Consider the following 14755-nt stretch of genomic DNA (forward strand, 5'->3'; position numbering starts at 1 on the left):
TTAAGTGATACAAAGATTGTAGATGATAAAAATGACGGCGATATTATTGTTGTTTTTGTGGAAGGTAATAAATGAAAGTAATGAAAAGTCTTGCCTTCATTATGGTAGAGAATTTTTAAATTTCAAGCCATACATCAGATAGATAGCGCTGTTTTTGTATGCGGATTGCAACTGCTACAGCGATTTTCTATAGATTGATTCGATATTGCTATCAGTTCTATATAGTTCATCGCTACCTATCGTATGATAGCGCTTTAATAAGATTAAGATTTTTGAGTTTTATAAATATAAACCTCGTTTATGATGAGAGTAAAGAAACGATTTGTCTACGGTTAAGACCACGGCAGAATAGACAATTTGTGGTAATCTATGGGCGATACCATAGGTTGCTGCAACCTATCTAACCACGACAGTAACGTGATAAAAATTATAAAATAAAGTCAGTGACGAGCAGTTGTCTATCATAAATAAACTGCTTGTCCAAAAAATTATAATAGGAAAATAACGATGCAAGATACTGATTCACATTTATCCAATGCTGACAGCATACCTAAAAAGTTCGACAGCATCTCTAAAAAGAAAGAAGCGATAACTGACCAGCAAGTGCTTATCGTGGGTGGTGGTCATGTCGGTTTGTCCTTTGCATTGCTATTGGCCCATCACGGTATTGCGAGTACCTTACTAGAAAAAAACAGCTATCCAACCATCAGTCCAACAGATGACAGTACTCGCAGTCATTATTTAGACAGTCGCAATACGGCGTTATCGCGGCGCACGGTACAGATATATCAAGAGATTGGACTGTGGGATGAATTACAGAGTCATGCCTGCCGTATCGACACCGTACAGATTAGTGAGCAAGGCAGTTTTGGGCGCGCGCAGCTGAATAAAGCAGAGGAAAAGGTTGAGTCGTTTGGGCAAGTCATCGAAAACGCTTGGCTGGGTCGTAAGCTTTTATTAGCCGCACAGCAAGAGCCATTAATTACCTTGATAGATAATGCCAATGTGACAACTGTCCAGCAGCATACCGATAGTGTGACACTTAGCTTTAATTACAACGATGAAGCCGAAAACGAGCAACAGCTGCAAGCTAGCGTATTAGTTGCTTGTGATGGGCGCGACTCTACAGTACGCCAACTGCTAGATATCAGTACAACGACGTATGACTATCAGCAAACTGCCATCGTCGGAGTAGTAGAGACAGATACGCCACACGAGCATGCAGCGATTGAGCGTTTTAGTCCAGCTGGCCCACTTGCCGTGCTCCCACTGACCGATCCAGAAGGCGATGGCAATGATGAGTATCAACAAGGTTACAGGCGCTCTGTGGTGTGGGTATGCCCAACGGGTGAAGAAACCAGGTATTTAGAAGACGACGCCCATTTCTTGCAGACGCTCCAGCAAGCCTTCGGTCAACGTGCTGGCAAGTTTACCACTGCTGGTCGTCGCGGCGCCTATCCATTGAGCCGCGTACTAGCGGATAAGCAGGTAAAAGGGCGCTGCGTCATTATGGGCAATGCCGCTCATACTTTGCACCCTGTCGCTGGTCAAGGCTTTAATCTCTGCATGCGAGATGCTCATGTATTGGCACAAATGCTGAATGCACAAGTGCTCAAAGGCGCAGATATCGGTGATGCACAGCTATTAAAGCGTTATGAGAAAGCACGTCAAACCGATCAGAAGCGAGTTATTCGTTTTTGTGATGCGGTAGTACATGGCTTCACGCATCCTAACCCAGCGATTAAGCTAGCGCGAAATATGGCGTTGTTAGCCTTTGATAAATTGCCAAATATCAAGCCACTAGTTGCAACCTATGCGATGGGTCTAAAGTCATAGTGCTATAGCTAATCCTCTTTAAAAGAGCGACAGCGTTAACCTCGCTTGAAGTATTGCCTATACATCTGCACTCGGTTGCCTCGTCTCTCTTTTAAACTGAATCAACTAACTGTAATTAAGATTGATAATAAGCATTCTAATATTGAGCAATATTGAGAGACACCTTATGAAAGACAACCATACGTTGATTATCGGTAGCGGTATCGTTGGGGCGACGCTTGCTCTAAAGCTGGCACAAGCAAAAATGCCGGTGACGTTGATTGATGCCCGTCCTGCACGTGATGAATCAGCTTGGCAACATGTACTTAGCAAACGTGATGCACGTGTCTATGCACTCAGTATGGCTAGTATTAATTTACTTGAAGACATTGGCGCGTGGCAAAAGATTGCTAGCTCTGAGCGTAAGGCTGATTACTCGCAAATGCAGGTATGGCAGCTCAATGGTATGGGTGAGTTGTTATTTGGCGAAAGTGAAGACAGCGGCGCCGAGGATAATAGTAGTGAAACTCATGAGCCTACATTATTAGGTAGTATGGTTGAGCCTGCTGTCATTGAGCACGCATTATGGCAACGCTTGCAAGAAGCTGATGTCAGTGAGTATCTGACTCTTATCGCTGGTCATAAAGTTGTCAATATGGATTGGCTAGGGGCGCAGCAAGGCTACCGTGTAACTCTAGACAATGGCGAAGCGATTGATACACGTCTATTAGTTGGCGCTGATGGGCGCGGTTCATTTGTTCGTCAGCAAGCAGGGATTGGCGTAGATACGTTAGATTATAATCAAACAGCAATCTGCTGTGCGATTCAGACTGAGAGACCGCATCAGGCAACGGCACGCCAAGCCATGCTACCAACGGGTACACTGGCACTATTGCCATTAGCAGATATAACTGATGCTGATAAGACAAATCCGCAGCATTGGCAGTCGATCGTATGGACATTGCCGCGCAATCAGGCATTGGCGTTGATAGAGGAAGAAGATCGTTTTATCGCTGATAAGTTAGCAGCTGCTAGCAATTACGAGCTGGGTGCGATTAATCAGATTGAGTCTATCGCTAGTTTTCCATTAGCGGCACAGCAAGCAAGCAGCTATGTGGCGGATAACTTGGTGCTGATCGGTGACGCTGCTCATGGCGTACATCCGCTGGCAGGTCAAGGACTGAACCTCGGTATGCTGGACGTGCAAGTATTATGTGAGCAGCTAAAGCATGACTTTACCCGTAGTGGCGGTACGCTGTGGGGCAGCAATCAAACGCTACGTCATTATGAGCGTTCGCGCCGTCCGCATAATAGCCTAATGATGCATAGCTTTTCTGCGCTTAACTGGTTATTTGCAGGGTCGCTTGCACAAATGCGTCCTGTGCAGCAGATACGTAATGAAGGCATGTACCGAGTCAGTAAAATAAAACCATTGATGCGCTTGTTTGCTAAGCAGGCGAGTGGGGTGTAGGAAACTACCCCAACGCCGAAAAGAACACCATCAGCACTGGCGAGACAATATTGATCAAAAAGCCAAAGCTAATCGCTAGTGGCACGACTTTTAGGCCACCTGACTGCTGAATGATAGGCAAGGTAAAGTCTAAGCTGGTCGCGCCGCCAAGCCCAACCGCAGCGGAGGGGTATTTGCGCATAAATACTGGAATAAAGATTAACGCAAAGAACTCACGTACTAAGTCGTTAAACAACGCAACACTGCCCCAAACCGCGCCATAAGCATCGGTCATGACAATCGCTGATAGCGAGTACCAACCAAACCCTGATGATAGTGCTAAGCCTTTCGTCCATGACACATCAGTAAATAGTAGCGCAAAGATAAGCCCACCCACCAATACCGCTAGCGTAAAGATGGCACTCATTTCTACGCCGCGTTTATTCAGTAATACTTCTTTTAAGGTGATGCCCGAGCCTTTTAAGCCTATACCAACCAGTAAAATTAAAATCATCAGCATGACGGTCATAGAGTTTTCAGGCGGCATATAATCAGCAGGCAAAAAATAGCCAATCACCATCCCAATCACCACACAAACCACTTGCGCTAAGCTACCGCGAATGCTCACTCGATGCTCTTTAGATTTTACACTTGGTTTTTTGGCATGCCACGGACGCAGATGGTCAAACAGCATAAGCGCAAACAATCCCGTGCCAATTGTCAGTATTGATAATATAGTGACATACAGTGCGATTTCACCCAGCTGATTGCCTAGACCTTCTACCTGAGACAGCTCAATACCGATCAACGCTAGGATAATAAATACCAAGTATGATAGACCTTTGTCGGCCACTTTTGTCATAGTAGGGTTAGACGGAATGGCAAAGCCAATAAACATTGGCATTAATACCAGAACAAGGGTGACTAGGCTTTGCATGATGGCGGGCTCGCAGCATTTTTAATAAGGCGTTTTTAAGAAGCTGAAGATTGTACCATACAAGGTTAGCAATACTGATATGAGCCATTGAGATTCATTGCAAATCATTGGTCGTTGTGGACTAAAATGGAAAAAACTGGACGCTTATAATGATGTTAATAAATATCTTTTTCAAAATATTTGAACGTTTTTGAGCGCTTTGTAATTCTTTACCTTACAAACTTTTGTTGCTACATTAAAGTACTGAAAATATTTGGCTAGACTCATGTCGCTATATCAGCTCAAAACTCAGTTTCAAAATCAACTACGTCCGATAAGCAATACGCTGGTTGAGCAAAACATTACCGCTAACCAAGTGACGGTATCCGCTGCTTTATTAAGTGTCGGTACTGCCTATATCATTGCCAAGTCAGCAGCTGAACAGCAGCGGCTGTGGCTTTTATTACCTTCATCATTGTTTGTACGTATGGCACTCAATGCCATCGATGGCATGATGGCGCGTGAGCATGGACAGACATCAAGGCTCGGAGCCGTGTTAAACGAGGTAGGTGATATGGTTGCCGATACGGCGCTATTGGCGAGCCTGACCCCTCATATCAATGATAAAGAACAGCAAACGTTAATAGCCAACTTGCCAACGAATATATCAACTTCTCAGCATCATATTACTGCTCTCATCGCCCTTAGTATAGGCACCGAGCTGTTGGGCGTTACTAGTAATACCATGTTAGGTGTTCGTGCTAATCAAGGGCCTTTGGGCAAAAGCGATCGTGCCTTCTTATTAGGTATGCTTGGTGCGTTTATGGGCATTAGAGCCAAAGCGCCAGTAAGTACTAAAACGCAGGTGGCTTTACCTGCTATCAAAATGGGTCAATTATTTATACTAACAGAGATAATGCTATTAAAGACTTGTCTTAATCGACTACGTTATATGACAGAGTTATACTTAATGCGTAACCCACCTGAGCTGCGATCCGTATTAGGTGAGACAACAAACAACTCACTATCTCTTACTATTGTTTTGCCAAATACTTCTACTGATAACGCTCGCCCATTGGAGTTCAAAGAAATGCCAACCACAACCGTTGATAGTCAAAAATTCGAAGAACAGGCCAGTGTTGGTTTTGACTTGCCTGCATCTAAAATCATCAATGGTGAAAGCTGTTATAACGCTTATGACGGCACGGCTATTTATTATCGCTATTGGCTAACGATGCCTTTAGAAGGCATGAAAAAATCAGCTATCAAGCAAGCCAACCAACCGTTGCGCCAAGTTATCTTATTACACCGAGGACATGAGCATTCAGGACGATTGGCAGAGCTAGGAGAGCAGTTTGCAAAAGCTGGCTATCAAGTGTTTGCTTGGGATGCGCGCGGTAATGGGCGTTCAGGGGGTATCAAAGATCATGCTGAGAGCGTTACCGAGCTTGAGCGAGATTTAGAAGGTTTTGTACAACTGGTGATTGGGCAAACAGGCATTGCTATCGAGGATACATTGATTGTCGCCAGTAGTATCGGCGCGGTATTGGCAGCAGCATGGGTACACGATTATGCGCCTAATATTCGCGGCATGATACTTGGCACGCCTGCGCTCAGTATTCGTCTGTATCTGCCCTTTGCTATACCATCGCTAAAGGTGGCACGTACGCTAGGTCTGATGTCACGTGTCAGCAGCTACGTTAAAGCACAAGTACTGACCCATGATAAAGACGCGCAGCAAGCTTACAATGCTGATCCGTTAATCTCAAACAGTATCTCGACTGATTTACTCATTGATACGCATGCGACGGGTCAGCGCTTGCTCGACGATGCAGGGGCTATCACTGTACCGACGTTCGTCTTATGTGCGGGCAAGGATTATGTGGTCGATAAGCAGGCTGAGCGCACGTTTTATGAAGCGATTAACACACCGATCAAACGCTGGCAGTTGTATCCAGACAGCTATCATGCAATCTTTCATGAGACCAATAAAGCCGATGTATTCGCGGACTGTATTGAGTTTGCCGAGCAGGTATTTAGCACACAAGTACAAGCGCTTGATTTGAGTACGGCTCACTTAAACAGTGCCAGTAAAGATAAAGTAGATCGTTTGGCGATTAAACCATTCAATCCAAACTTTGCAATTACTCGTTTTGCGATGCAGAAGTTTGGTCATGTCAGCGATGCGATTGCCACAGGGCTTGAGCATGGATTTGATTCAGGTCATTCGCTAGATCATGTCTATTACAACAAGCCTAGCGGTCAGAATAAGTTTGGACAGGCAGTCGATAAGTTTTACTTAAATAATATCGGCTGGCAAGGTATTCGCATTCGCCGTGAGCACATACTGGAGTTGGCACGCTTAGCACTTGCAGATATTGAAGATAAAAATCAAAGTAGTAATAAACCATACCGACCAAAACTGTTAGATATCGCTAGTGGACATGGTTTTTATGCATTTGATCTGCTGACAGAGTTTGCAGATTTGTATGCTGAGCTGCGTGATTATGAGATGCATAATATTCAAGCATTGCAAGCAAAGGCGGAGCGTTTGGCCATGAGCAATCGAGTAATGACCAGTCAAAAGGACGCCTTTGATCCTGCCAGTTATATTGATGTACATACGAATGACACTAGCACCGATACTAAAAAATCAGATCTTGCTATTGCTTCTGGGTTATTTGAACTGTTCTCTGATAATGCGCTACCAGCGACTGCATTGGCGGGTATTTATGACAGCCTAAAATTGGGCGGTTATTTGATTTATACCAACCAACCTTGGCATCCTGAGCAAGAATTTATCAGTAAAACATTAAACAATCATCGTGGCAGTAGTTGGGTGATGCGTTGTCGTTCGCAAGCAGAAATGGATCAACTGGTTGAGCGGGCAGGCTTTAGGAAAATCACGATGCGTATCGATCGCTTTGGGATATTTACTGTTTCGTTAGCGATTAAAACCGTACCAGCTGATGATGAGTGATAGATGAACAATGAGCAGGTTAAACCTTATGAGCGTGTTCAGCTGTTTTCAGGCGGCGGTTCACGTTTTGGTTATTATTTGGGCAGTTATGCAGCACTAGCAGCGCATGATTTGACGCCAGATATTATCGTTGGTACTTGCGGTGGGAGTTTGTCTGCTTACTTAGTACAACTTGCGCCTGACCCTAAAGATTTGCAAGCGTTGATGTGCAGCCGTGAGTTGTATCGCGTCATCACTGCCATCAGACATGTCGCGCCAGATGAAGCCAATAAACGTCTAAAACTGCGTTATATGACCCATGCACTTAAGCGTTGGCGGTTATCAAAGCAAAGGGATAATGGACAAGGACAACGTCAAGCAGACAGCTACGAGCGACTGTTAAATGAGTTACAGCAGTTAGCGATGTTTCGTATTGATAACGAACAGTACTGGCTAGATGAGCTGTCGCGGTTCGCTCCTAGTAATAATGGTAGCGCTGCTGATAAAGTAACACCAGAGATAGCTATCATTGCCAGTCGATTGTATCAAGCATCTGCTGATAGTTTGTATAATGAAAAAGTTGCACTACAAGAGTTGTTATTTGCGCCGCCGCGCTTAGCAAATTTGCCAAACCTTGTATCAGGTCTGGCTGACGAACAAATGACATCGCCTGCGCATACCTTCGCAAACGGACGCATACACCCTTCTGTAAAGGTACAGACGCAATGGGATTTTGCCCTAGTGATTCGCGCTTCTATGGCTGACATGTACTATCTACCGCCAACACATATCCCAGAGCTTGGCTGGTGTTTAGGAGGTGTGATTAATCTCACACCGATTGAGTTGGCCTGTCAGTTGGGTGACATCGTATTTGCAGAGACTAAGGCAGGTTATGACGCATGGCTGGCTGCTCCCGCGATTCAGCGTGTTTTTGGTTTTGATCCTAATAAGCGACTGGCAGCAGTACACGATTATCAACCAATCAGTGTGTCGGCACCCACTGAAACCATTAATAAAAACCGTCAGCTACATTGGTTACCATTTGCAGATAACGAGCAGCAACTGAGAGGGAAAAATGTGCAAAAGCGTTTTAACCTAGAGCAAATGACCGTCGAGCTAATACATAGCGATTATGACGGTTTTGTGCAGCAAATGCAGGCGCAATGGCAATATGGCTATCAGCGTACGGTCGACTATATACAGCAGCATAAATTATGAAAAACCTCGCAAAAGGTATCACTAAAAACCATGCGCCGCATATTATTATCGTCGGTGGCACGAGTGGCCTTGGCTTGGCATTAGCGCTGAATCATCAGATGCTTGGTTGGCAGGTGAGCGTTGTTGGTAGTAGCGCAGCAAAGATAGCCGATATCAACAGCCAGCATCCTGCTATCGTAACTTATGTATGTGATTTAACTGACCCAAGTCAAACGCGAACGTTATTAGACAATTTATCAGGTATTCCATTTCAAAGACTGATCTATAGTGCTGGTAGCTATACCAATGAGCGTATCCATCACTTAAATCAAACAGATAGCGACCAAATGCTAGCGATCAATTTACAGGCGTTTGAGCAAGTTTTTAGATGGGCAAGCAGTCAGTTGAAGCAGCAGTTAAAACAACCGCGTCAGGCGTTGGATTTGACTAAGGGTGGCAGACCTAGCCTCATTTGTATTGCCTCTATCGCAGGTACGATAGATTATCCTTATGCCAGCCTTTATGCAAAAAGCAAGCGTGCAATGATTGCTACTGCTAGCGCTTATCGGGCAGCACTTATACCTTATGATATCCAAGTAAACTGTATTGCCTCAGGCTATATTGATACCCAAGCATTACGTGATTTAAACGATGGCGATGCTAGCCATAAGCCATTTATCATGAGCACACAAGCAGCGGTTAATCATATTATGCAAACAATTGAAGATGACGTGGAACTAGCGATATTTCCACGCTCAATGCGCTATATCATGAGTGCCTTAAATCATTTACCTAAGCCTGTGCTCAATTGGATATTGCAGAGTAAACTGGATAAAGCCAGATAGTATGGCTATCAATATTTTGACTAGGTTTAACCAAGTAGCCAATAGAGTAAGGTAAATACTGGCACTCCAATCAGCAAACTGTCTATCCGATCTAATATCCCACCATGACCAGCGAGCATCGTTCCGGTGTCTTTTACCCCATGTCGGCGCTTAAATGCTGATTCCAGTAAGTCTCCAAATATACCGCTCACAGCCAAACTATACGCAGCTAATAGACAGACCCACCAAGTAAAAGGAGTGAGCCAAAGACCTAATACTGCTGCCAAGATTGCCGCAACTAAACTGCCAAAGATAGCACCTTCAATGCTTTTATTCGGGCTAATAGTCGGCGCTAGACCTCGTTTAAACAGCTTACGTCCAAGCAGTCTTCCGCATAGATATTGGGCAATATCATTAAACTGACTGGCAAATAATACGAAGAGTAAAACACCATATTGTTCGCGTTGCCAGGTCAATTGCTGTAAGGCTACAAGGCCAATGATGAGTGAGATGAATGCAACACTCAGTAGCAGATCTAAGGAGTTGAGCCGCGTATAGTGTTGAGTCAGATTGAGAGAGGTTTTCGCTAGCAGGGGAGTACTTGGCTGTAAACCTTGCGCTTGGAGTTTATGAATGAGTACGGCTTTACTGCGTAAACACCATAGACGTTTAATCTCGTAGCTGCCGCGTAAACCAATTAATATAAAAAATAAAATGAGCAGCCATTGATAGGCATATACTTGCAAATGAGAACCTTGCGTATCGTTCGTTATTTTTGCAATCACATAGCAAGTGCAGAGCACGGCTAGCATCAACCACCACGAGCGGGCTATCAGGTAGATTTTTGGCAAGCGTTTGCGCAGACGAGGTACGGCAAGTACACTCCAAGCCAAGCTGACGATTATCATCAGGGCAATCACAAACACAATATCAGAAGCCATACCGTGGACACTCAAAGAAGAGGTAATATTTGAAGCCTATCCATAATGATAGCTTAAATGCCTCTTTAACTATAGTGTTAGATATTGCCCTTGATGGATTTGGTTATTATCTGTCGTAGGCTTAAATATGGTCAGTAAAAGGTATCGGATAACGCTCGTCTTCTATAATGTGAGAAAAGGAGTGAAGCGTAGTTTTTCTTGATGGCAGAATGATACTGGTTAAAGGCGTTTCAGCTAAGTTAGGATAATCCTCACGATAATGCCCACCGCGACTTTCAAAACGCTGATAAGCCGATTGGACAATCATCGTTGCTAACGCTAATTGGCTCGCCAATTGAAAAATGGCAAGCTCACTGTTAGTAGTAGGAGTTCTACTGCTCGTATCAGATAGCATGATCTCAGTATGTTCGATTGACTCTTGCCACTGCTCAATTTGTCGCAATGCTTGCTCTAATTGTTTGGCACTACGTGTAATGCCCATATTGGCTGTCAAAAGAGCTTTCAACGCTATAGTTATCTCTGCACTATTTACGTCAGAATGAAGCGCTTTATCGGCATTATAAGTTGGATACGATGACTGCTTACAAGAGGGCAAGATGACGGGTTGAGTGTTTTGTAGTGTCGGAAATTGCCAAATATCGGCAGCTAACTGATGCAGTTCATAGTAGGTAGTCGTATGTGGCTGCGGCATTTTTTCTAAAGCTTCAGCCGTTTTCTTTAAAGCTTCTAAGTTCTTTAAGCGATCCAATTTTGTTAAGTAACGAGGTAAGTTGGCGGCGATGTTGCGACCAACTACCACACACTCCAACAATGAATTACTTGCTAAACGGTTGGCTCCATGTAGCCCTGTATAAGCAACTTCGCCTGCTGCATATAGTCCTGCGACGTCGGTCAAACCATTGGCGCAAGTCACCACGCCGCCACAACTATAGTGGGCAGTCGGAGCGACTGGAATAGGCTCTGTGGTCATATCGACGCCGAGTGCTAGCAGCGTCTGATAAATCTGCGGGAAATGCGCTTGTATAAATGCAGCTGGCAAGTGACTGACATCAAGGTGTACGTAGCCAAGTCCGTTACTACTAATCTGACTGGCTATTGCCCGAGCGACGATATCGCGTGGCGCCAATTCAGCACGCTCATCAATATCTAACATAAAGCGCGTACCAGTCTTTGGGCAATAGAGTCGTCCACCTTCACCGCGTAACGCTTCAGATATCAAAAAACTGCTGTCATCTAATGCCAGACCCGTTGGGTGAAATTGAATAAATTCTAAATTTGCCAAACGACAGCCTGCTTGCCATGCCATCATGACGCCATCACCAACACAGATGTTAGGCGCGCTGGCACGTTTAAATAACTGACCTAAGCCACCACTAGCGAGTACAACAGCCGCACTATGAATGGTGAGTTGGCGCTCATTGATATGATCAAAGACCAGCGCCCCTCGGCAATGTTTAATCTCGCTATCGTTCATGCTAAAAGAAGAGTCACCAATCATAGGTGAAGTCAATAACTCTAACGCTTCATGATAAGGCAAGATAGTGATGCGGGTCGCAGCTTGTGCCTTGGTAGTCAATGCGTCCATCACATGTCGACCCGTTGCATCATCCGCATGAGCCACACGTCTACAGCCATGACCGCCTTCTTTGGTCAAGTGTAAGTCACTGGTTTTTAAGACTGCAAAATCAGGTGTATTATCATTTTCTTTAATTAGAGTGGTTTGAGTAAATGGCACACCTTGTTCGCATAGCCACTGCACCGCTTGCTGTCCTGCACCCAAGATACGGGCAGTATTGTCAGTCGCACACAATCCTGCACCAGCGATTAAGGTATCAGCGACATGATCAGTCACAGAGTCTGCTTTGTCTAAGCTAGCTGCGATACCACCTTGAGCGTAGTGACTTGAGCACACCTCAAGCGCGGCTTTACTTAAAACAATGATAGTCAGCGATTTCGGCAGAGATAGCGCGGTGCTCAAACCTGCCAGACCAGCCCCAATAATAAGAACATCAGTTTTTATAATATTACTCATATCACTGCTGCTCCTGTTATTTATATAGCGAGTGGTGTTGGAACAATCAACTGAATGCGACGGACTCATGCTAGGCTGCCCCAACGTTAGCGAACAGTGTACGGTCTTTTACGATGTCGCCACTAGCGGCTACACGTTGCTTTTGTGCTTCAGCAAAATCGAGCATCCGTTGTAATGGTTTTTTTGCTGCAGTCGCGAGCTCAGGTGTCATTAGCACTTCACCGCTTTGATTTGTTAAGCACAGTTCAATACCTTTTAGACCGTTCATAGCCATCCAAGGACAAAACGCGCAGCTCTTACAGCTAGCGCTCTCGCCAGCAGTTGGTGCGGCCAAGAATCGCTTGTTTGGTGAGCGTTTTTGCATCTCATGCAATATGCCCAAATCAGTAGCGACGATAAAGGTATCAGCATCTATCTCATACGTTGATTGCAAAAGCTTGCTAGTCGAGCCGACCACATCAGCGAGTGCCACCACGCTATCAGGTGACTCAGGATGCACCAAGACTTTGGCCTCTGGGTGTTCCTCTTTCAGTTGCAGGAGTTCAGTGGCTTTAAATTCATTATGTACCAAACAAGACCCTTGCCAAAGCAGCATATCTGCGCCAGTCTCACGAGCGATGTATTTGCCCAAATGACGGTCAGGTCCCCAAATAATCGGCTCACCTTGGGCGTGTAAGTGACGAACGATGTCGATACCGACAGATGAGGTCACTACCCAATCAGCTCTCGCTTTTACTGCGGCGCTGGTATTGGCGTAGACGACAACAGTACGCTCAGGATGGGCATCACAAAATGCTGAAAACTCTTCAGCAGGACAGCCTAAATCGAGCGAGCATTCGGCTTCCAAATCTGGCATGAGAACGGTCTTTTCCATGCTTAATATTTTTGCCGATTCACCCATAAAGCGCACACCAGCGACCACCAATGTTTGGGCGCTATGAGCTTGTCCAAACCGAGCCATTTCAAGCGAGTCACCGACGCAGCCACCGGTTGCCAATGCCAAGTCTTGTATAAAAGGGTCGACATAGTAGTGAGCTACCAGTACGGCATTATTCTCTTTCAGTAGCTTCTTGATATTTTCTTCGACTACGATGCGTTCAGCGCGAGGCAAATCTGCTGGCATTTTAGCCTTGGCGTATTCAATGTTCATCTGAGTGGCGATGCGATTGTCCGTACTCATGATAGGTGCGTCGTAAGGATATTTTTTCATAATGGCAGCCTTTGTTGGTGCGATAACGATAAATGTATGAGCTAAAAAATAGATAATCGAACATAGTAAATTTATAAGTTGTATTAATTATGCTCATTTTGAGCATAATTACAAGTGGTTTTTTATACTTAATAAGTCAAAAGATTAGGTTTTATTGCTAAAAGTGATGTGCATTTAAACCGTACTAAGCTTAAAAATAATGCTAATTCATGCTTCTTATGACTATTTATCGCCATTGATTTTTCATACTTACAACCACAGACTATGATAGTTTTAGATTCGAGCTATACTAAGTCATACCATAGCTACTGACCCCAATAGCCTTTCACATTTCAGAGAAAAAGGATAATTCCCAAAGCCATGACGTTGTCTTATTCACATGCGCACCAGCAAGGTAGCGGCACGACAGAAGTGGTCGCCGTGTTGGTCGCTATCACCGATCATATCGCGCGCGTTTTAACCGTTGACCAAGGCAAGCTGTTGCCAAATGGGCCGCTTATGCCGCTACATCGCTCGCTACAAGCGGGAGTACGTCAATGGGTAGAGGAGCAAACACAACAACCGCTCGGATATTTGGAGCAGTTATATACCTTTGTCGATACTAACAGGCGCAATATCGACGGCCATGCGTTGGTGTATGTGAGTTATTTGGGTTTGGTGCAAGAGACGCAAACGCAGGCACTTCAAAGTAAAGCACTCTGGCGAGATTGGTATGATTATTTCCCGTGGGAAAATCATCTGGACGGTATGCCTAGTATTATTATGGACTTTATCGTGCCTGCGCTACTTGAATGGGCCAATATTGCCAACGATTCGATTGTTCAACAGCGCAGGCGTCAGCGCATTGGCCTATGTTGGGGGCTGGACGAAGCGTTTTTGGCAAGTGGCAAGCTCACTGACAGTCAATCAGTCAACGAACACGATAATGAAAGTAGAGAATGGATTGCAGAGCATGTATTACTACGTTATGAAATGCTTTATGAAGCAGGTCTAATCCCCGAAGCACCTAATTATCCGCCCAATTATCAGGCTGTTGCCTTGCCAGAGGATTGGTCACAACGCATAGGCGTACCCATGTATTACGATCACCGTCGCGTGATTGCTACTGCTATCTCAAGACTGCGCGCGAAAATTGAATATAGACCGCTTATTTTTGGTCTGATGCCAGACGTCTTTACCTTATCGCAGTTGCAGCAGAGTGTTGAGGCGTTATCAGGCGTGCGTTTGCACAAGCAAAACTTCCGTCGATTGCTCGATTCACAAAACCTAGTAATGGAGACAGGAGAGAGTAGTACTGCTCAGCGCGGTCGTCCTGCCAAGCTATATCGCTTCCGTCATGATATTGAGTTACAGAGTTTATTGATGGACAGCAAACTTCCCAAGCGCAAATAACGGATGAACATCAATAATA

Annotated in this window: 10 protein-coding genes; 6 read left to right on the forward strand and 4 right to left on the reverse strand. The window is 44.8% G+C overall.

Annotation, left to right across the window (positions count from 1 at the left end):
• Window positions 1-507: 507 nt before the first annotated feature.
• Both IEE84_RS03355 and IEE84_RS03360 read left to right on the forward strand, forming a co-directional pair.
• On the forward strand, window positions 508-1836 hold the full coding sequence (locus IEE84_RS03355) for a UbiH/UbiF/VisC/COQ6 family ubiquinone biosynthesis hydroxylase (RefSeq protein ID WP_191114838.1): 1329 nt from the start codon (window positions 508-510) through the stop codon (window positions 1834-1836).
• A 166-nt stretch (window positions 1837-2002) separates the two neighbouring features.
• On the forward strand, window positions 2003-3286 hold the full coding sequence (locus IEE84_RS03360) for an FAD-dependent monooxygenase (RefSeq protein WP_191114839.1): 1284 nt from the start codon (window positions 2003-2005) through the stop codon (window positions 3284-3286).
• 4 nt (window positions 3287-3290) lie between these two features.
• Here the strand turns inward: IEE84_RS03360 and IEE84_RS03365 are convergent, their stop codons facing one another.
• Entirely contained in the window at window positions 3291-4202 is a 912-nt protein-coding gene (locus IEE84_RS03365) for a LysO family transporter (RefSeq protein ID WP_191114840.1), read from the reverse strand.
• 265 nt (window positions 4203-4467) lie between these two features.
• Here IEE84_RS03365 and IEE84_RS03370 point away from each other — a divergent pair, with 265 nt between their 5' ends.
• From IEE84_RS03370 to IEE84_RS03380, 3 genes are read left to right on the forward strand one after another with little or no spacing between them, the layout of a single operon-like run.
• Window positions 4468-7161: an alpha/beta fold hydrolase gene (locus IEE84_RS03370; RefSeq protein ID WP_191114841.1), complete on the forward strand. Its 2694-nt coding sequence runs from the start codon at window positions 4468-4470 to the stop codon at window positions 7159-7161.
• Between the two features lie 3 nt (window positions 7162-7164).
• Window positions 7165-8358 (forward strand): patatin-like phospholipase family protein, encoded by a 1194-nt coding sequence (locus IEE84_RS03375; RefSeq protein WP_191114842.1) that lies wholly within the window; start codon window positions 7165-7167, stop codon window positions 8356-8358.
• Entirely contained in the window at window positions 8355-9182 is an 828-nt protein-coding gene (locus tag IEE84_RS03380) for an SDR family NAD(P)-dependent oxidoreductase (RefSeq protein ID WP_191114843.1), read from the forward strand. The genes IEE84_RS03375 and IEE84_RS03380 overlap by 4 nt, the downstream gene beginning before the upstream one ends.
• A 26-nt stretch (window positions 9183-9208) precedes the next feature.
• Here the strand turns inward: IEE84_RS03380 and IEE84_RS03385 are convergent, their stop codons facing one another.
• From IEE84_RS03385 to nadA, 3 genes are all read right to left on the reverse strand, one after another.
• Window positions 9209-10102, reverse strand: coding sequence for a phosphatidate cytidylyltransferase (locus IEE84_RS03385; protein WP_191114844.1), 894 nt, complete (start codon window positions 10100-10102; stop codon window positions 9209-9211).
• Window positions 10103-10223: 121 nt separating this feature from the next.
• Complete coding sequence (gene nadB, locus IEE84_RS03390; RefSeq protein WP_191114845.1) at window positions 10224-12134, reverse strand: L-aspartate oxidase; 1911 nt, start codon at window positions 12132-12134, stop codon at window positions 10224-10226.
• A 70-nt stretch (window positions 12135-12204) separates the two neighbouring features.
• A complete protein-coding gene (nadA, locus tag IEE84_RS03395; RefSeq protein WP_191114846.1) occupies window positions 12205-13344 on the reverse strand; it encodes a quinolinate synthase NadA in 1140 nt (379 codons plus the stop codon).
• A 360-nt stretch (window positions 13345-13704) separates the two neighbouring features.
• On the opposite strand from nadA, the gene IEE84_RS03400 reads away from it, so the two are divergent.
• Window positions 13705-14736, forward strand: coding sequence for an NUDIX hydrolase (locus IEE84_RS03400; protein ID WP_191114847.1), 1032 nt, complete (start codon window positions 13705-13707; stop codon window positions 14734-14736).
• The last annotated feature ends 19 nt before the right edge of the window (window positions 14737-14755 follow it).

Source organism: Psychrobacter sp. 28M-43 (genome assembly GCF_014770435.1).
GTDB lineage: Bacteria > Pseudomonadota > Gammaproteobacteria > Pseudomonadales > Moraxellaceae > Psychrobacter.

Excerpts from the sequence above, each read along its gene's own strand:
- IEE84_RS03370 (WP_191114841.1), top strand. The coding sequence starts at position 4,468 with ATGTCGCTATATCAGCTCAAAACTCAGTTTCAAAATCAACTACGTCCG.
- IEE84_RS03400 (WP_191114847.1), top strand. The coding sequence starts at position 13,705 with ATGACGTTGTCTTATTCACATGCGCACCAGCAAGGTAGCGGCACGACA.
- IEE84_RS03365 (WP_191114840.1), bottom strand. The coding sequence starts at position 4,202 with ATGCAAAGCCTAGTCACCCTTGTTCTGGTATTAATGCCAATGTTTATT.
- IEE84_RS03375 (WP_191114842.1), top strand. The coding sequence starts at position 7,165 with ATGAACAATGAGCAGGTTAAACCTTATGAGCGTGTTCAGCTGTTTTCA.
- IEE84_RS03355 (WP_191114838.1), top strand. The coding sequence starts at position 508 with ATGCAAGATACTGATTCACATTTATCCAATGCTGACAGCATACCTAAA.
- IEE84_RS03380 (WP_191114843.1), top strand. The coding sequence starts at position 8,355 with ATGAAAAACCTCGCAAAAGGTATCACTAAAAACCATGCGCCGCATATT.
- IEE84_RS03385 (WP_191114844.1), bottom strand. The coding sequence starts at position 10,102 with ATGGCTTCTGATATTGTGTTTGTGATTGCCCTGATGATAATCGTCAGC.
- nadB (WP_191114845.1), bottom strand. The coding sequence starts at position 12,134 with ATGAGTAATATTATAAAAACTGATGTTCTTATTATTGGGGCTGGTCTG.
- IEE84_RS03360 (WP_191114839.1), top strand. The coding sequence starts at position 2,003 with ATGAAAGACAACCATACGTTGATTATCGGTAGCGGTATCGTTGGGGCG.
- nadA (WP_191114846.1), bottom strand. The coding sequence starts at position 13,344 with ATGAAAAAATATCCTTACGACGCACCTATCATGAGTACGGACAATCGC.